The sequence below is a fragment of the Caulobacter segnis genome, from assembly GCF_031454995.1.
In the GTDB taxonomy this organism is placed as follows: domain Bacteria; phylum Pseudomonadota; class Alphaproteobacteria; order Caulobacterales; family Caulobacteraceae; genus Caulobacter; species Caulobacter segnis_E.
Map to the genome: position 1 here is coordinate 240713 of NZ_JAVDRV010000006.1, position 16084 is coordinate 256796.

Annotated in this window: 17 protein-coding genes and 2 tRNA genes; 13 read left to right on the forward strand and 6 right to left on the reverse strand. The window is 68.3% G+C overall.

Features of this window, described 5'->3' with window-relative positions:
* The first annotated feature begins 251 nt into the window (after positions 1-251).
* Genes J2728_RS18710 through rodA form a run of 5 tightly spaced genes read left to right on the forward strand, consistent with a single transcriptional unit; the run spans position 252 to position 6072 of the window.
* Positions 252-1295 carry a rod shape-determining protein gene (locus tag J2728_RS18710; protein ID WP_004623009.1) on the forward strand — a complete coding sequence of 348 codons (1044 nt, stop codon included), beginning with the start codon at positions 252-254 and terminating at the stop codon, positions 1293-1295.
* 47 nt (positions 1296-1342) lie between these two features.
* Positions 1343-2380, forward strand: coding sequence for a rod shape-determining protein MreC (mreC, locus tag J2728_RS18715; RefSeq protein ID WP_310001562.1), 1038 nt, complete (start codon positions 1343-1345; stop codon positions 2378-2380).
* Positions 2377-2886: a hypothetical protein gene (locus tag J2728_RS18720; protein ID WP_310001564.1), complete on the forward strand. Its 510-nt coding sequence runs from the start codon at positions 2377-2379 to the stop codon at positions 2884-2886. Before mreC ends, J2728_RS18720 begins: the two co-directional genes overlap by 4 nt.
* A gap of 4 nt (positions 2887-2890) precedes the next feature.
* A complete protein-coding gene (gene mrdA / locus J2728_RS18725) occupies positions 2891-4918 on the forward strand; it encodes a penicillin-binding protein 2 (protein ID WP_310001565.1) in 2028 nt (675 codons plus the stop codon).
* The gene (gene rodA / locus J2728_RS18730) at positions 4915-6072 is read left to right on the forward strand and encodes a rod shape-determining protein RodA (protein ID WP_310001567.1); all 1158 of its coding nucleotides are present in this window, start codon (positions 4915-4917) and stop codon (positions 6070-6072) included. The genes mrdA and rodA overlap by 4 nt, the downstream gene beginning before the upstream one ends.
* Before the next feature lie 3 nt (positions 6073-6075).
* On the opposite strand, the gene pip is transcribed toward rodA, so the two are convergent.
* A complete protein-coding gene (gene pip / locus J2728_RS18735) occupies positions 6076-7065 on the reverse strand; it encodes a prolyl aminopeptidase (protein WP_310001568.1) in 990 nt (329 codons plus the stop codon).
* A gap of 89 nt (positions 7066-7154) precedes the next feature.
* Between pip and J2728_RS18740 the strand changes: the two genes are divergently transcribed.
* A complete protein-coding gene (locus J2728_RS18740) occupies positions 7155-7415 on the forward strand; it encodes a low temperature requirement protein A (RefSeq protein ID WP_310001569.1) in 261 nt (86 codons plus the stop codon).
* Here the strand turns inward: J2728_RS18740 and J2728_RS18745 are convergent.
* Complete coding sequence (locus J2728_RS18745; RefSeq protein ID WP_310001570.1) at positions 7412-8395, reverse strand: alpha/beta fold hydrolase; 984 nt, start codon at positions 8393-8395, stop codon at positions 7412-7414. The genes J2728_RS18740 and J2728_RS18745 overlap by 4 nt on opposite strands.
* Before the next feature lie 132 nt (positions 8396-8527).
* Between J2728_RS18745 and J2728_RS18750 the strand changes: the two genes are divergently transcribed.
* Positions 8528-9745 carry a multidrug effflux MFS transporter gene (locus tag J2728_RS18750; protein ID WP_310001571.1) on the forward strand — a complete coding sequence of 406 codons (1218 nt, stop codon included), beginning with the start codon at positions 8528-8530 and terminating at the stop codon, positions 9743-9745.
* On the opposite strand, the gene J2728_RS18755 is transcribed toward J2728_RS18750, so the two are convergent.
* Positions 9736-10116 (reverse strand): DUF423 domain-containing protein, encoded by a 381-nt coding sequence (locus J2728_RS18755; protein WP_310001572.1) that lies wholly within the window; start codon positions 10114-10116, stop codon positions 9736-9738. The genes J2728_RS18750 and J2728_RS18755 overlap by 10 nt on opposite strands.
* 107 nt (positions 10117-10223) lie before the next feature.
* Between J2728_RS18755 and J2728_RS18760 the strand changes: the two genes are divergently transcribed.
* Genes J2728_RS18760 through J2728_RS18770 form a run of 3 tightly spaced genes read left to right on the forward strand, consistent with a single transcriptional unit; the run spans position 10224 to position 12768 of the window.
* Positions 10224-11345, forward strand: coding sequence for an Rv3169 family protein (locus J2728_RS18760; protein WP_310001574.1), 1122 nt, complete (start codon positions 10224-10226; stop codon positions 11343-11345).
* Positions 11342-12352: a phosphotransferase family protein gene (locus tag J2728_RS18765; protein ID WP_310001576.1), complete on the forward strand. Its 1011-nt coding sequence runs from the start codon at positions 11342-11344 to the stop codon at positions 12350-12352. The genes J2728_RS18760 and J2728_RS18765 overlap by 4 nt, the downstream gene beginning before the upstream one ends.
* Positions 12349-12768 (forward strand): hypothetical protein, encoded by a 420-nt coding sequence (locus tag J2728_RS18770; protein ID WP_310001578.1) that lies wholly within the window; start codon positions 12349-12351, stop codon positions 12766-12768. Before J2728_RS18765 ends, J2728_RS18770 begins: the two co-directional genes overlap by 4 nt.
* Before the next feature lie 63 nt (positions 12769-12831).
* On the opposite strand, the gene J2728_RS18775 is transcribed toward J2728_RS18770, so the two are convergent.
* From J2728_RS18775 to rlmB, 3 genes are all read right to left on the reverse strand, one after another.
* On the reverse strand, positions 12832-13572 hold the full coding sequence (locus tag J2728_RS18775; protein WP_310001580.1) for a TerC family protein: 741 nt from the start codon (positions 13570-13572) through the stop codon (positions 12832-12834).
* Positions 13573-13648: 76 nt separating this feature from the next.
* On the reverse strand, positions 13649-13990 hold the full coding sequence (locus J2728_RS18780; RefSeq protein ID WP_310001582.1) for a hypothetical protein: 342 nt from the start codon (positions 13988-13990) through the stop codon (positions 13649-13651).
* Between the two features lie 15 nt (positions 13991-14005).
* Positions 14006-14836: a 23S rRNA (guanosine(2251)-2'-O)-methyltransferase RlmB gene (rlmB, locus tag J2728_RS18785; protein WP_310001584.1), complete on the reverse strand. Its 831-nt coding sequence runs from the start codon at positions 14834-14836 to the stop codon at positions 14006-14008.
* A 173-nt stretch (positions 14837-15009) separates the two neighbouring features.
* Here rlmB and J2728_RS18790 point away from each other — a divergent pair.
* The 3 genes from J2728_RS18790 to J2728_RS18800 form a co-directional block, all read left to right on the forward strand.
* Positions 15010-15095, forward strand: a tRNA-Tyr gene (locus J2728_RS18790).
* A 77-nt stretch (positions 15096-15172) separates the two neighbouring features.
* Positions 15173-15246 (forward strand) — tRNA-Gly (locus tag J2728_RS18795).
* 53 nt (positions 15247-15299) lie between these two features.
* Positions 15300-16084: elongation factor Tu (locus J2728_RS18800; RefSeq protein ID WP_310001586.1), on the forward strand; the 785-nt coding region annotated here is incomplete at its 3' end.

Sequence of the window (16084 nt, forward strand, 5' to 3'; positions counted from 1 at the left end):
TGGCGATCAGGACGACCGCGTCGCCCAAAAGGGGGCGGTGATCTCGTCCGACGCCGGCCGCGCGACCGGGTCGAAGTCTCCTAGTTGCGGGAATCATGTTGTGCTCGCATTGATTTGAAGTAGGAGCCGTTTCTTTTCTCCGCCTCTTCCGTTCGACGTCCGGACGGACGGGTTCCGCTTCTCCGATCTGCCCCGCCTACCTCGATCCGACCGTCCCTTGCGCCCCTCCTACCCCTCAGTCAGGGCTTTCAATGTTCTCTTCCCTCTTCGGCGTGATCTCGAACGACATCGCCATCGACCTCGGAACGGCCAACACCCTCATCTATATGAAGGGTAAGGGGATCGTTCTGAACGAGCCGTCGGTGGTGGCCCTGCGTAACGTCGGCGGGCGCAAGATCGTCCACGCCGTGGGCATCGAGGCCAAGCAGATGCTGGGCCGCACCCCGGGCCACATGGAAGCCATCCGCCCGATGCGCGACGGCGTGATCGCCGACTTCGAAGTCGCCGAGGAGATGATCAAGTACTTCATCCGCAAGGTTCACAACCGCAAGGGCTTCGTGAACCCGAAGGTGATCGTGTGCGTGCCGTCGGGCGCCACCGCCGTGGAACGTCGCGCCATCAACGACAGCTGCCTGAACGCCTCGGCGCGTCGCGTCGGCCTGATCGACGAGCCGATGGCCGCCGCGATCGGCGCGGGCCTGCCGATCCACGAGCCGACCGGCTCGATGGTCGTCGACATCGGCGGCGGCACCACCGAGGTGGCCGTGCTGTCGCTGTCGGGCATCGTCTATTCGCGCTCGGTCCGCGTCGGCGGCGACAAGATGGACGAGGCGATCATCAGCTACATGCGTCGCCATCATAACCTGCTGATCGGCGAGACGACCGCCGAGCGCATCAAGAAGGAAATCGGCACCGCCCGCGCGCCGGCCGACGGCGAGGGGCTGTCGATCGACGTCAAGGGTCGCGACCTGATGCAGGGCGTGCCGCGCGAAGTCCGCATCAGCGAAAAGCAGGCCGCCGACGCCCTGGCCGAACCGGTCGGTCAGATCGTCGAGGCCGTGAAGGTCGCCCTGGAAGCCACCCCGCCGGAACTCGCCTCGGACATCGCCGACAAGGGCATCATGCTGACGGGCGGCGGCGCGCTGCTGCGCGGCCTGGACGCCGAAATCCGCGACCACACCGGCCTGCCGGTCACCGTGGCCGACGACCCCCTGTCGTGCGTGGCCCTGGGCTGCGGCAAGGTGCTGGAGCATCCGAAGTGGATGAAGGGCGTCCTGGAATCGACCCTGGCCTAAGCGTAAAAATCCGCTAGAGGCGCCGGGGGGCGCCAGGAGAACAGTTCGTGCCCTTTCGCGAAGGTCCCCTCGGCGACCTGAAAGTGCCGCTTACCTGGACGGCCGCCGTGGCCCTGGTGGTCGCGGTTGTCATCGCCGTCGCCTTCCTGCTGGCGGACCGGCGCGAGACCCTCCAGGAGCAGGCCTACGGCGTCACTCGCCAGACGATGGACACCGTGGCCAAGCCGGTCAGCGGCGTCATCGCCGCGCCGGGGCGCTGGACGGGCCTCGGCGTCGACTATGTGCGCAGCTACTTCTTCACGGCCTCGGAGAACCGTCGCCTGAAGGCCGAGATGGCCGAGATGCGCCAGTGGCGCGACCGGGCCCTGGCCTTGCAGGATCAGAACGAGCGCTTCCGCTCGCTGCTGGGCCTTCGCACCGATCCGCCGATCCCGATGACCGCCGCGCGCGTCGTCAGCGACAGCCGCGGGCCCTTCGCCAATACGCGTCTGGCCGACGCGGGTTCGGAGCGTGGGGTCGAGGTCGGTAATCCAGTGCTGAACGAGCGCGGCCTGGTCGGTCGCGTGGTTGGCGTCGCCAATGGCGCCAGCCGGGTGCTGCTGCTGACCGATATCGCCTCGCGCACGCCGGTGATGATCGACCGCACCAACGCCCGCGCCATCCTGACCGGCGACGGCGGACCTAATCCCAAGCTCGACTACCTGCGCGGCGTCGATCCGATCCAGCAGGGCGATCGCGTGGTCACCTCGGGCGACGGCGGCGTCGTGCCGCGCGGCCTGCCGGTCGGGGCCGCCGTGAAGGGCCTGGACGGCCGCTGGCGGGTGGTGCTGTTCGCCGACCAGGCGTCGATCGACTATGTCCGCATCCTGCTGTTCAAGGACTTCGCCCAGCTGGCCAACCAGAAGCAACTGGAGACCCACAGCCTGCCGCCCGTGACGACCGAGGATCCGCAGGCCTCGATCCTGTCGGGTCCCACGCCGCCGCCTCAGGCGCCCGCGACGCCGCCTTCGGCCGCGCCCAAGCCCGCCGCCGCCACGTCAGCCGCGACCGCCAAGCCGCCGACGTCCGCGGAACCGCCGCGATGAGCGGCGCGCGGCCTCTCAATCCGGCGGTATGGCTAGGCGCGCCGATGCTGGCTTGCGTGGGCGCGACGTATCTGTTCGCGGCCCCGCTGCGCGTCTGGGGGCTGCAACTGCCCGAGCCCGTGTTCGCCATGGTTCCAGCCTTCGCCTGGGCCCTGATCCGCCCCTCGATCCTGGCGCCGTTCGCGATCCTGTTGCTGGGTCTGTTTCTGGACGTATTTTGGAGCGGGCCGACGGGCCTTTGGGGCTTGTCCTTGCTGTTGGGCTACGCGGTCGTTCTGCTGTTCCGCAACATGATGACCGGCCAGAGTCAGCCGATCCTGTGGGGCTGGTTCGCGGCCATCACCGCCATCACCATGGCGGGCGGCTACCTCTTCACCATGCTGGACAGCCTAGCCATGCCCAGCCTGCTGGCCGTGTTCTGGCAGTTCCTGGCCACGACCTTGCTGTTCCCGTTCGCCTATCACCTGATCGATCGCTTCGAGGACGCCGACGTGCGGTTCCGGTGAGGTCATGAGCGAGCCCTCAATCTTCTTCTTCGAGGTCAACGAGCGCCAGGGGGTCTTCCACCGGCGGGCGTTTCTGCTGGGCGGCCTGACTGGCGCGGGACTGCTGGCCCTGGGCGGCCGGCTGGCGCAGCTACAGTTGGTCGAAGCTCAGCGCTACCAGAAGCTCTCGGCCGGCAACCAGTTCAACTACCGCCTGGTGCCGCCGCCCCGTGGCCTGATCCTGGACCGCAATGGCGTCTCGCTGGCGTCCAACCGGCCAAACTTCCGGCTGATGATCAACAAGGACAAGGGTCTCGACGCCGAAAGCGTCCTCGACGACCTGGCCAAGCTGGTCCCGATCGACGGTTCGCGCCGCGCCCGCGTGCTCAAGGAGCTGGACCGCGCGCCGCGTCGCGCGCCGGTCGTGGTGATGGAGGACCTCTCCTGGGAGGAGTTCTCCCGCATCAATATTCGCGCGCCGGAACTGCCCAACGTCACCGCCGACATGGGCGAGGTGCGGGTCTATCCGTTCGGCGGCGCCTTCGCCCATGTGATCGGCTATGTCGCCAAGGTCTCGGACCGCGACCTCAAGGCCGCCGAGGGCGACGCGACCCAGGACCAGGAACTGCTGCACCATCCGGGCTTCCGGATCGGCAAGCAGGGGGTCGAGAAGGCCTTCGACAAACCTCTGCGCGGCCGCGCCGGCGCCACCAAGACCGAGGTGGACGCCCAGGGGCGCGTCGTCCGTCTGGATCCCGAGGGCGACATCCCTCCGACGCCGGGCAAGGAGATCCGCCTCACCCTCGACGCCGACATCCAGAACCGAGCGCTGGAGGTGATGGGCGACGAGAGCGGCGCGATCGTCGTGATGGACGTCCGCAACGGCGACCTTCTGGCCATGGTCTCGGCGCCCAGCTTCGACGCCAACCGGTTCGTGAAGGGCCTGTCCGGCGCCGAGTACAAGGCGCTGGCCGAGTACGAGCGCAAGCCGTTGCTGGACAAGTCGATGACGGGTCTGTTCCCGCCCGGCTCGACCTTCAAGCCGACGGTGGGCTTGGCCGCGTTGACGGCGGGGATCGATCCGGAGCTCCGGATCAACTGCCCGGGCAGCTGGTACTATGGCGGCCGGGTTTGGCGCTGCTGGGAGAAGGGCGGCCACGGCCCCCAGAACATGCACGACGCCATCAAGAACTCGTGCGACGTCTATTTCTACCAGACGTCCCTGAAGATCGGCCCCGACGCCATCGCCAACGCCGCGCGGGCCATGGGCTTTGGTCAGCTGTTCGATATCGGCATTCCGGGCCAGAAGAAGGGCAACGTGCCCGACCGGGCGTGGAAGAAGCGGGCCTTCAAGAAGAATCCGGCCAACCAGATCTGGTTTCCGGGCGAGACGCCCAGCTACGGGATCGGGCAGGGGGCTCTGACGGTCAACGCCCTGCAGCTGGCGGTGATGACCTCGCGCCTGGCCAACGCCAAGAAGGCGCTGACGCCGCGCTTGATCAAGTCGGTGGGCGGGGTGGAGCAACCCAGCGGCGCCGAGGTGCCGGACCTGCCGTTTTCTCCCGAGCACCTGGCCTATGTCCGGGGCGGCATGGCCGCCGTGGCCAATGACGTGCGCGGCACCGCCTACAGGCAGAGCCAACTGGGCCTGGGCGACGTGCAGATGGCCGGCAAGACCGGCACCGCCCAGGTGCGCAGCTATGATGGCGTCGCCAACCGCAAGGGCACGGGCACCATCTGGCGCCTGAAGGACCACAACCTGTTCGTCGCCTTCGCGCCCTATGACGATCCCCGCTACGCCGTCGCCGTCATCGTCGAGCACGGCGGCATGGGCGGCGCCACGGCCGGCGCCCCGCGCGCGCGCGAAGTCATGCGCGTGGCCCTGCTGAAGGACCCGGAGATCCGAGCCCGCATCGAGCGGCCGATACCTCTGCCCGAGGCCGCGCCGGAAGACGTCATGGAAGGCGCCGCGCCCGAGGATCCCGTCGAGACGGCGCCGTCCGCGCCAGGCGAGACCGTCCCATCCCCCCCTCCGCAGGGAGCGACCCGATGACCCTGAGCGGCGGCCTGACCCGGCCCGGCGAACGCGACCGGCCGATCATCAAGTTCATGGAGGTCGACTGGACCTTCTGCCTGGTGCTGGCCCTGATCGCCGGCGTCGGCGGCCTGATGTTGTTCTCGATCGCCGGCGCGTCGTGGGAGCCGTGGGCCGACAAGCACCTGCTGCGCTTCGGCGTCTATTTCGTCGTCATGATCATCCTGGCCATGTGCGATCTGCGCTGGTGGTTCGCGATCGCCTATCCGGTCTACGCCGTGGGCCTCGTCCTGCTGGTGGCGGTGGATCTGGTCGGCGACATCTCGCTGGGCGCGCAGCGCTGGCTGCAGCTTGGGCCTGTCCGCTTCCAGCCGTCCGAGGTGATGAAGATCGGCCTCGTCCTGGCCCTGGCGCGCTACTATCACGGCCTGTCGGCGGACTCGGCGCGCCTGTCCTGGCGACTGCTGATCCCCGCCGCGATGATCGTGGTCCCGTTCCTGCTGGTCGCCAAGCAGCCTGACCTGGGCACCGGCATCCTGCTGGCCGCGACCGGTGGGGCGATCATGGTGCTGGCGGGCCTCGACTGGCGGGTCATGGCGGCCGGCGCGGGCGCGGCGCTGGTGGCCATCCCACCCTTCATCATGTTCGGATTGCACGACTATCAGCGCAACCGCATCCTGACCTTCCTGAACCCGGAGCAGGACCCGTCGGGCGACGGCTATCACATCTTGCAATCGAAGATCGCCCTGGGATCCGGCGGCCTCCTGGGCAAGGGCTTTGGCCTGGGCTCGCAGAGCCAGCTGAACTTCCTGCCCGAGAAGCAGACAGACTTCATCTTCGCCACCCTGGCCGAGGAGTTCGGCTTCGTGGGGTGTTTTGGCGTGCTGTTCCTCTACGGCGCGGCGATCTTCATGGCGCTGCGGATCGCCTCGATCAGCCACAGCCACTTCGGCCGCCTCGCCGCGGCCGGCGTCACGGCGACCTTCTCGCTGTATGTCCTGATCAACGGGGCGATGGTCATGGGCATGGCCCCGGTGGTCGGCGTGCCGATGCCGATGCTGTCCTACGGCGGCACCGTCATGGGCACGGTCATGATCGGCTTTGGCCTAGTGCAGGCCGTCCGCGTGCACCGCTATACCGAGGTGACCAGCGGCAAGGGCTCGCTGGTCTAGGACCTACAAGGCGAGCGCCGCGTCCGTCGCCCGCACCAGGCCGTCGATGACGCCGGGCTCCGTCGAGGCGTGGCCGGCGTCCCAGATGATGTCGAAGCGGGCCTCGGGCCAGGCCTTGTGCAGGCTCCAGGCGCTGTCCAGCGGGGTGACCACGTCAAAGCGGCCCTGAACGATCCAGCCGGGGATATGGCGGATCTTGTCGATGTTCTTCAGGATCCAGCCGTCCTCGTCGAAGAACCCCTTGTGGGTGAAGAAGTGACATTCGATCCGCGCGAAGGCGATCGCGAAGTCCTCCTCGTTGAACTTCGGCGGCCGCGCCTCGGGGCCGCGCAGGGAGATCGTATCGCCCTCCCACTGGCTCCAGGCGGCCGCGGCCTGGGCCTGCGCGCGACGGTCGGTCGAGGTCAGACGGCGGTGGTAGGCCGCCATCAGGTCGCCGCGTTCCTCGACCGGGATCGGCGCCAGGAACCGCTCCCAGGCGTCGGGGAACAGCATGGAGGCGCCGTCCTGGTAGAACCAATTCAGCTCCTTCTGCGTCAGCAGGAAGATGCCGCGCAGGACCAGCCCGTCGACGCGATCGGGGTGGGCGATGGCGTAGGCCAAGGCCAGGGTCGAGCCCCAGGAGCCGCCGAACACAGTCCACTTCTCGACGCCCAGATGCTCGCGAAGGCGCTCGATATCGGCGATCAGGCTCCAGGTGGTGTTGTCGTCCAGGCTGGCGTTCGGGCGCGAGCGGCCACAGCCGCGCTGGTCGAACAGCGCCATGCGCCACTTGGTCGGATCGAAGAACCGCCGCATCGTCGGATTGACCGCGCCGCCCGGGCCGCCGTGCAAGATCACGCAGGGCTTGCCCCGGGGATTTCCGCATTCCTCGTAGTAGATCTCGTGCGGACCGCCGGTCGGCATCCAGCCAAACGAGAAGGGTTCGACCTCGCGGTAAAGGCCGCGACGGCCCACAGAGCTCATGGCGGCGGCGGAAGCATGACGATCCATGGCGCTAACCCTAACGCGGTTTACGTTCGCCTGTGAACGGAGGATCGCCATGGGCTCGCGCGTTTCCACGGCTCCTGTATTCTGCGCGCATGATTCAGCCGGCCCCTGAAGACTACACCGACGAAGAACTGCTCGAGATGCTTAACCCTCGGCAGTTGGCGGAGCTTGACCGTCAGATCGGCCAGATGTTCGGGGCCGAGGGCGTCGATCGGGTCGAAGCCTTGTTCGCGATGGCCAATGTCTATTCCATCCGGGCCGCTGAGCGGGACGAGGTCAGCGCCCTGGCCATGCTGCAACTGGCGGCGGCCATGCGCCGTCGGGCCGAGGCGCTGCTGAACGCCACGAACTAGGCCCCTGGCGGGAACTTCCGGGTCAGCCAGTCCAGCAAGGCCGCGTTGACCTCGGCGGGTTTCTCCTGCTGCGTCCAGTGGCCGCTGCCCTTGATCAGCACCTTCTCCAGGTCGCCGATCTGGTCGCCCATGCGGTCGGCCATCGAGGGCGGCAGCACCACGTCGTGCTCGGCCATCAGCATCAGGCAGGGGACGCCGTCGATCCGGCTGGGCAGGCCCTCGGCCATGCGCCAGTTGCGGCTGAAGTTGCGATACCAGTTGATGCCGCCGGTGAAGCCGGTGCGCTTGAAGGCCTCGACGAAGACCGAAAGCTCCTCGGGGGACAGCAGCTGGTTGTCGTCGGTCGCCGGATCGTAGTGGGCCAGGGCGTCCTGCAGGGCCAAGCTGCGTTGCTCGGCCGGACGGGAGGCGAAGTCCTCTTGCGTGCCCTTGGGACGCCGCATGAAGAAGCGCAGGGTCTTTTCGACATCCGCGCCCAGCTGTGCGTCGGCCACGCCCGGCTTCTGAAAGTGGACGATGTACATGTCGTCGCCGTAGGCGTTGCGGAACATCTCGATCGGATCGAACGGCAGGCGGGGGATAAAGGGCGTGTTGAGGCCCACGACACCGGCGACGCGGCCCGGATGCAGCAGCGGCATGGCCCAGACGACGATGCCGCCCCAGTCGTGGCCGACGAAGATCGCCTTGTCGGCGCCCAGGTGGTCCAGCAGCCCGACCAGGTCGCCGGTCAGGTGCTCCATGTCATAGGCTTCGACGGCGTCGGGGCCCGGCGTGAGGCCATAGCCGCGCTGGTCGGGCGCGATCACCCAGCGTCCGGCCGCGGCCAAGGCGGCGATCTGGTGACGCCAAGAGAAGGCCAACTCTGGAAAGCCGTGGCAGAAGACGATCGGGACGCCGCCGCGTGGGCCAGCCTCGTAGTAGGCCAAGCGTATGCCGTTGACCTCGGCGAACTGGGGCGCGGGCAGGGGCGGGGCCGTCATGAGCAAGCGTCTCCCTAGGCGTTCTTATGTGATTGGTGTTCACCTTGAAGCGACGATCGGCGCCGCGCAAGCGTCGCGCGAGAATTCGCCATTGAGTATTTCCTCGGGGGCGAACGCGCGTAAAAAGCGTCGATGACCGAAACGCCTCCGCCGCCCGCCGCCGTTCCTTGGCGACTTGTCGTTCTTCTGGGCGCGTTGACGGCCTTCGCGCCGATGTCGATCGACATGTACCTGTCCAGCCTGCCGGCGATCGGGCGATCGCTGCATGCGGGCCCCGAACAGACCCAGGCGACCCTGGCCGCCTTCTTCGCCGGCATGGCGATCGGCCAGTTCATCTATGGGCCGGCTTCGGACCGGCTGGGTCGTCGACCCCCGCTGCTGATCGGCATCGCCGTCTTCTTCGTCGCCTCGGCGGTCTGCGCCCTGGCGCCGAACATCGAGACCCTGATCGCGGCCCGTTTTGTCCAAGCGCTCGGCGGCTGCGCTGGCGCGGTGGTCGCCCGGGCGGTGGTCCGCGACCGCTTCAGCCAGACCGACACCGCCCGGGTGCTGTCGCTGATGATGCTGATCATGGGCCTTGCGCCCGTGTTGGCGCCCCAGCTGGGGGGCGTGGTCCAGCTGGTCGCCGGCTGGCGCGGCGTGTTCTGGACCCTGGTGGTCTTCGCCGTGGTCATCGGCGGGTGGGTGCTGCTTGGCTTGCCGGAGTCGCGCTCGGCCGAAACCGCCGCCCAGGCGCGTTCCGAAAACCCGCTCCGCGCCTATGTCGCGCTGTTCGGCATGCGGCGGCTGATGGGCTACGCCCTGGCCGGCGCGCTGAATGGGGCGGTGCTGTTCACCTACATCTCGACCGCGCCGGATCTGGTGATGGGGACCTACGGCCACACGCCGATGGCCTTCAACCTGATTTTCGCCGTCAACGCCGTGGGGATCATCGGCGCCAGCCAGATCAATCGCTGGCTGCTGCGGCGCTCGACGCCCGACCAGGTGCTGCGCAAGGCCAGCATCGCCTCGATCGTGGCGGCCCTGCTGCTGACGGTCGCCGCCTGGAGCGGCTGGGGTGGTCAGTGGACCGTGCTGCCGCTGCTGTTCGCGGCGTTGTCGGTTTACGGCCTGATGGGCGGCAACACCATGGCCGGCGCGCTCAGCGTGGATCCGCGCCGCGCGGGCTCGATTTCGGCCCTGATGGGCTCGGCCTCGTTCGGCGCTGGCGCCCTGGCCTCCTGGGTGGGGGGCGTCCTGCACGACGGCACCGCGCGGCCGGTGGCGGCGGTGATGTTCGCCTGCCTGGTCGGCTCGTCGCTGGCGATCTTCTTCCTGGCCCTGCCAGGTGGGAAGAAGGTTCAGGCCTGATCGCGCAGGGTGAAGCCGCGCCAGGCTAGCAACGCCCAGCCGATCATGAACGACAGCCCGCCGATTGGCGTGATCGCGCCCAGAATGCGCGGCGCGCCCAGGGCCATGGCGTAGAGGGAGCCCGCGAAGACCAGGGTCCCGAACAGGAAGAGGCCGGCGACCAGACCCATGCCGCGGGCGCCGGCGCGATGCAGGCCAAGGGCGGCGAACACCGCCAAGGCGTGCGCCATCTGATACTGGGAGCCGGTGTGAAGCCACGCGACCGCCTTGGGGTCGGTCACGCCGTGGGCGGCGAAGGCGCCGAAGCCCACCGCCAGCAGCCCGCTCACCGCCGCCAGACCCGTCCAGGTCCTGGGTGTCCACCCGCTCATCGCCTTGACGCTCCGGAAACATTGCAATCGTCGGGCGCGACCTTAACGTCGTTCATCTGGACGTAAAGCCGGTCCATCAGAGGCTGGCGCGAACAGGGGAGGACGGCATGGCGCTCACCTGGGGCGACGACTATCCGATCCATCAGACGCCCGAGCCGGTGGCCTATGCCGGCACGGATCGGAATTTCTATGATCGCTACTTCTTCAACGGCTACGCGGCCTCCCAAGAGCAAGGAGGGGGCGACGGCGACGACCTGTTCTTCGCCGCGGCCTTCGGTGTCTATCCACACCTGAACATCGCCGACGCGGCCTTCTGCGTGATGAAGGACGGCAAGCAGGTGAACCTGCACGCCAGCCGCTGGCTGGAGATGGAGCGGATGGACCTGAGCGTGGGGCCCATCGTCATCACCGTGATGGAGCCGCTGCGGCGCCTGAAGCTGACGGTGACCGCGCCCGAGCAGGGGATCGCCGCCGAGATCGTCTTCGAGGGTCGCGCCTTCCCGATCGAGGAGCCGCGCTTCATCCGCCGCAACGGCCCGCGCGCCTTCATGGACTACACCCGCCTGACCCAGAACGGCCGCTATTCGGGGTGGATCGAGGTCGACGGCGTTCGGTCCAGCGTCGACGGCTTCGTGGGCACGCGCGACCGCTCCTGGGGCGTTCGCCCGGTCGGGGCGCGCGATCCCCAGGAGCTGGCGCCGCCGGTTCTTCCGCAGTTCTTCTGGCTGTGGGCGCCCTGCAATTTCGAGGACGGCGGGCTTTTCTTCCACACCAATGACGACGAACTGGGCCGGGCCTGGAACCGTCGGGCGCTGTGGTTGGCCGACGGCGAACGCGAGGCCGAGTTTGGCGGCTTCGCCGAAGCGTCCTACGCCATCCATTGGAAGAGCGGCACGCGCCACGCCCGGGCCGCCACGCTGGACTTCGGCGCCGATGGGACGATGACGGTGGAGCCCAAGCGCGAGTTTTTCATGCTGGGCCTAGGCTACACCCACCCGACCTGGGGTCACGGCCTGAACCAGGGCAAGCTGAAGATCGAGCGCGAGGATTTCGCCACCGCCGACCTCGACCGCGCCGTTCCCCAGCACCTGCATGTCCAGGCCCTCAGCGACGTGACCTATGTCGACGGCGCCGGGCGGTCGCGGAAGGGGCGGGGGGTCTTCGAGCAGCTGGCGATCGGCCCGCACGCGCCGTCCGGCTTCGCCTCGATCCTGGACATGGCCCCATGAATCTCGCCGAACGCCTGGAGGCGTATCTCTCGCGGGTCTGGAACGAGCCCGTCGCCGTCATCGACCTCTCGCGCATTCCCGGCGGGGCCAGCCGGGAGACCTACCGGTTCAGCGCGCGCACGGCCAAGGGCGAGCGGCCGCTGATCCTGCGCCGCGATCCGCCCGGCAGCCTGATCGAGACCGACCGGGGCCTGGAATATCTGGCGTTCGAGAGCTTCCACGACCGGCTGCCCGTGCCGCGTCCGGTGGCGATGGAGCCAGAGGGCGCGGAGCTGGATCGGCCGTTCTTCATCATGGAGCGGGTGGAGGGGGGAACCGCCGCCTCGCCCTTCACCGTCGCGCCCTATGGCGAGCATGCACGGACGATCGGGGAACGGTTTTTCTCGATCCTCGGGACGATCGCCGCCGCCGATCCGGCCGGCCTGCCGCTCGCCAAGGCCGCCGAGGCGCCCGCGCCCGACGCCTGTTGGCGGATCGCGCTGGACCACTGGGCCGGGGTGATCGCGGCCGACCAGCAGCATCCGCAGCCGATCGTCTGGGCCGCGATCCGCGCCCTGGGTCGTCGCCCGCCGCCGCCGGCCCAGGCGATCCGCGTCGTGCACGGCGACTACCGCACCGGTAACTTCCTGCACGACGGGGCGGGCGAGATCCTGGCGATCCTCGACTGGGAGATGGTCCACCTGGGCGATCCGCTGGAGGATCTGGGCTGGGCGCTTGATCCGCTCTGGGGTCATTTCGAGGCCGACAAGGTCTCCGGGATGCTGCCCCGCGACGAGGCTCTGGCCATCTGGAAGACGGCCAGCGGGCTTGAGGTCGACGAGACGGCCCTGGCCTGGTGGAGCCTGTTCAACGCCGTGAAGGGCCAGGCGATCTGGACCTCGGCGGCCAAGGAATACCGTGACGGCGGCTTCAAGGATCCGGTGCTGGCGATCTCGGGCTGGTACACCGCCCGCCGTCACGACGAAATCCTGGCGGCGGCCCTGATGCGGTGGGAGACCCTGTCATGACGCCCAGCCTGCCCGACATCCTGGTAGGCAACTTCCTGTGCATGATCGACCCGCCGCCGCCCGAGCAGCAGGGCGAGTTCATGGCCGGCAAGGTCGCGGTGGTGGCGCTGCTGTCGCTGCTCGCCGCCCAGGAGGCCGAGCGCGGGATCGCCGCGCGCGTCACCGAGAACGCGGCGATCCAGGCGGTTCTGGAAGAGGCGGCGGGCGACCATGCGCTCGAAGCGGTCGCGGGGACCGACGAACTGTCGCTGGCCGCGCTGGACGCGGCGAACGCTCGCCTGCGCCTGGCGCTGATCGGTCTGCACGAGGCGGTCGAGGCCAAGGGCGACACCGCGCGGCATCACGCGATCCTGCGGCTCTATGCGCGAATGGCCGATCTGCGGCGATTGGACATGCCGCCGCTACCGGGACGCTAAGGCTCTTTCAAGGGAGCGTGGTGGGCGCCGAAACCGCCCACGCTTTCGGCTGCCACGCTCTGGCTATTTGTGTTTGTTGTGCTGGGCCACTTCGTCCGGGCTGATGTCCAGCGGCGCGGGGGCGGCGGCGTTGTAGGCGTCGGTCTTGTGCAGGTCCATGACCACGCTGCGGTGGCCCTCCCAGATCATGTGGAAGGCCACATAGAGCACGATGGCCAGACCCACGAAGCCGATCCAGCGGTGCTTTTGCAGCAGGCTGGCGATGGCGCTGGCGGCCAGGCCCATCAGGGCGATCGACAGCAGCAGGCCGAAGATCAGGATGCCCGGGTGCTCGCGCGCCGCGCCGGCCACGGCCAGCACGTTGTCCAGCGACATCGACACGTCGGCGATCAGCACCTGGATGAAGGCGGCCTTGAACGACTTGGGCTGACGGGCGCGCGGCTCGGTGGCGGGGTCGGAATCGACCATGGCCACGGCGTCGGCCTGATCGTGTGAGGCCTGCTCGCGCAGCTCGCGCCACATCTTCCAGCAGACCCACAACAGCAGCAGGCCGCCGGCGAGCAAGAGGCCGATGACGCCCAGCAGCCAGGTGGTGATCAGGGCGAAGCTGATCCGCAGCACCACCGCCGCGCCCAGGCCATACAGAATGACCTTCTTACGCTCCTTGGGCGGCAGGCCGCCGGCGGCGAGGCCCACGGCCACGGCGTTGTCGCCGGCCAGGACCAGGTCGATCATCAGGACTTGCAGCAGGGCCATCAAGGGGCCCTGGAAGCCATCCAGGTAAGCCATCAGCGTGTCGAACATGCGCCCTCAATGGGATGACGCGGCGGGCGATGCAAGACGCAAAAAGGCCGCGCCGGGGGCAAAAGCGCTCGTGCGCTCAACGACGGCGGCGTGCAAACCATCGCACGACCGCGACGAGCGCCAGCAAGGCGGGGACGAGCAGGATAAAGCTCGGCGCGCGGTCGGGCGCGGGCCGGGGCTTGGCGGGCGGCGGGGCGGGAAGATCAGGCTTGGGCGGCGCGGCCATGGGCTCCCGCCCCGCGGTCGGCCTGGCGGCCGTGACGGGCGGAGGGGGAGGGGCCACCGTCTGGGGCGTGACGGGACGCGCGGCCGACAGCCGAGCCTGGGTGTCGGCCGTGGAGGTCTGGGCGGCGGCGTCTTGGACGCCGACGGCCGCCATCACGCCCAACGCCAGCCGCAAGGTCGCGCGTCTCCGCATCGCTGGAAGGCTCTTCTAGACCGCCGCCTTGCCGCGCGGCTTGGACGCCTCATAGAGCGCGATCGCCGCGGCGGCCGAGACGTTCAGGCTCTCGAAGCCGCCCGGCATCGGGATCTTGCCCAAGACGTCACAGTGCTCGGCCACCAGCCGTCGCACGCCTTCGCCCTCCGAGCCGAGGACGAGCACGGTCGGGGCGCCGTCCAGCACCTCGTCCAGGGTCTGCTCGGCCTCGCCGGCCAGCGCCACGGCCCGCCAGCCCAGGTCGGCCAGTTCCTCCAGAGCCCGCGAGAGATTGACCACGCGCGCGTAAGGGACCTTGTCCACCGCGCCGACGGCGGTCTTGGCCAGCACGCCGGAGAGAACGGGCGCGTGGCGGTCCTGTAGGATGACCCCCTTGGCGCCGAACGCGGCGGCCGAGCGGAAGATCGCGCCGATGTTCTGCGGGTCGGTGATCTGGTCCAGCATCACCAGGAAGCCGTCGTTCGAGGCGGCCAGCTCGGCGATCGACAGCGACTCGGGCTCGTCGATCTTCAGGGCCAGACCCTGGTGCACCGCGCCCTGCGGCAGATGCTTGGCGATCTCCTGGCCTTCCATCACCTGCAGGCAGGAAAGTTTCTGGAGGTCGGGGGCGAGTCGCTTGGCCCGATCCGGGGTCGCCAGAAGCCGCTTCGGCGCGGGCCGATGAGGGTTCAAAAGCGCCGCCTCGACGGCGTGAGTCCCCCAAATCCAGTCCTTGGCGTCGCCTTGGCCCTTGGAAAAATCGTTTGGTTTCCGGGGCTTGGAACGAAAATCGCGTCCTTGTGCAGAAGGGCGTTTCCGGTCGTTGCGTTCGGAATGAGAGGACACTATAAGACGCGCTCCGATTTGGGGCCCCGAGGGCTTCTCGGCCTGCCGGCGCTGCTCTTAGCATCGTCCGTCACCGGTCCAAGAAGCTTTTGTTTCGCATCGGCGTTTGACGGCTTGCCGTCGCTCGTCGAAGCGGATAAAGGCCGCCGGCTTCGGAACTCCATCGCGTGCTTGGGGGAATGTCCCGAGTGGCAAAGGGGGGGGACTGTAAATCCCCTGGCGTAAGCCTTCGTAGGTTCGAGTCCTACTTCCCCCACCATGCGCGCGACGGGTTTCGATGTGGGCGTGGGCGCTCCAGAGCCAGAGACCGGGAGCCGACGCGACCCCGCAAGCTTGGCGGGTATAGCACAATGGTAGTGCAGCAGCCTTCCAAGCTGAGGATGCGGGTTCGATTCCCGCTACCCGCTCCAGCTCCCCGAGAGTTATTCCCAACAACCCAGCCGCCGGCGCGAAGGTAGAGACGATGGCCAAGGAAAAGTTCGAACGTACTAAGCCGCACTGCAACATCGGCACCATCGGTCACGTTGACCATGGCAAGACCACGCTGACGGCCGCGATCACGATCACGCTGGCGAAGTCGGGCGGCGCGACCGCCAAGAACTACGCCGACATCGACGCCGCGCCGGAAGAAAAGGCCCGCGGCATCACGATCAACACCGCGCACGTCGAGTATGAGACGGCCAACCGTCACTACGCGCACGTCGACTGCCCCGGCCACGCCGACTACGTGAAGAACATGATCACCGGCGCCGCCCAGATGGACGGCGCGATCCTGGTCGTGTCGGCCGCCGACGGCCCGATGCCGCAGACCCGCGAGCACATCCTGCTGGCCCGTCAGGTCGGCGTGCCCGCCCTGGTCGTGTTCATGAACAAGGTCGACATGGTCGACGACGAAGAGCTGCTCGAGCTCGTCGAAATGGAAGTTCGCGAGCTGCTGTCGTCCTACCAGTTCCCGGGCGATGACATCCCGATCACCAAGGGTTCGGCCCTGGCCGCGGTCGAAGGCCGTGACGCCAAGATCGGCGAAGACGCGATCCTGGCCCTGATGGCCTCGGTCGACGAGTACATCCCGCAGCCGGAACGTCCGGTCGACCTGCCCTTCCTGATGCCGGTCGAAGACGTGTTCTCGATCTCGGGCCGCGGCACCGTGGTGACCGGTCGCGTCGAGCGCGGCATCGTGAAGGTCGGTGAAGAAGTCGAAATCGTCGGCATCCGTCCGGTCCAAAAGACCACCTGCACGGGCGTCGA

Bases quoted from the DNA above. Each gene is read 5' to 3' on its own strand.
- mrdA (WP_310001565.1), top strand. From the start codon at position 2,891: ATGAGCGAGCCCTCAATCTTCTTCTTCGAGGTCAACGAGCGCCAGGGG.
- pip (WP_310001568.1), bottom strand. From the start codon at position 7,065: ATGGATCGTCATGCTTCCGCCGCCGCCATGAGCTCTGTGGGCCGTCGC.
- J2728_RS18765 (WP_310001576.1), top strand. From the start codon at position 11,342: ATGAATCTCGCCGAACGCCTGGAGGCGTATCTCTCGCGGGTCTGGAAC.
- J2728_RS18760 (WP_310001574.1), top strand. From the start codon at position 10,224: ATGGCGCTCACCTGGGGCGACGACTATCCGATCCATCAGACGCCCGAG.
- J2728_RS18720 (WP_310001564.1), top strand. From the start codon at position 2,377: ATGAGCGGCGCGCGGCCTCTCAATCCGGCGGTATGGCTAGGCGCGCCG.
- J2728_RS18710 (WP_004623009.1), top strand. From the start codon at position 252: ATGTTCTCTTCCCTCTTCGGCGTGATCTCGAACGACATCGCCATCGAC.
- J2728_RS18755 (WP_310001572.1), bottom strand. From the start codon at position 10,116: ATGAGCGGGTGGACACCCAGGACCTGGACGGGTCTGGCGGCGGTGAGC.
- J2728_RS18750 (WP_310001571.1), top strand. From the start codon at position 8,528: ATGACCGAAACGCCTCCGCCGCCCGCCGCCGTTCCTTGGCGACTTGTC.
- J2728_RS18745 (WP_310001570.1), bottom strand. From the start codon at position 8,395: ATGACGGCCCCGCCCCTGCCCGCGCCCCAGTTCGCCGAGGTCAACGGC.
- J2728_RS18770 (WP_310001578.1), top strand. From the start codon at position 12,349: ATGACGCCCAGCCTGCCCGACATCCTGGTAGGCAACTTCCTGTGCATG.
- rodA (WP_310001567.1), top strand. From the start codon at position 4,915: ATGACCCTGAGCGGCGGCCTGACCCGGCCCGGCGAACGCGACCGGCCG.
- J2728_RS18780 (WP_310001582.1), bottom strand. From the start codon at position 13,990: ATGCGGAGACGCGCGACCTTGCGGCTGGCGTTGGGCGTGATGGCGGCC.
- J2728_RS18775 (WP_310001580.1), bottom strand. From the start codon at position 13,572: ATGTTCGACACGCTGATGGCTTACCTGGATGGCTTCCAGGGCCCCTTG.
- J2728_RS18740 (WP_310001569.1), top strand. From the start codon at position 7,155: ATGATTCAGCCGGCCCCTGAAGACTACACCGACGAAGAACTGCTCGAG.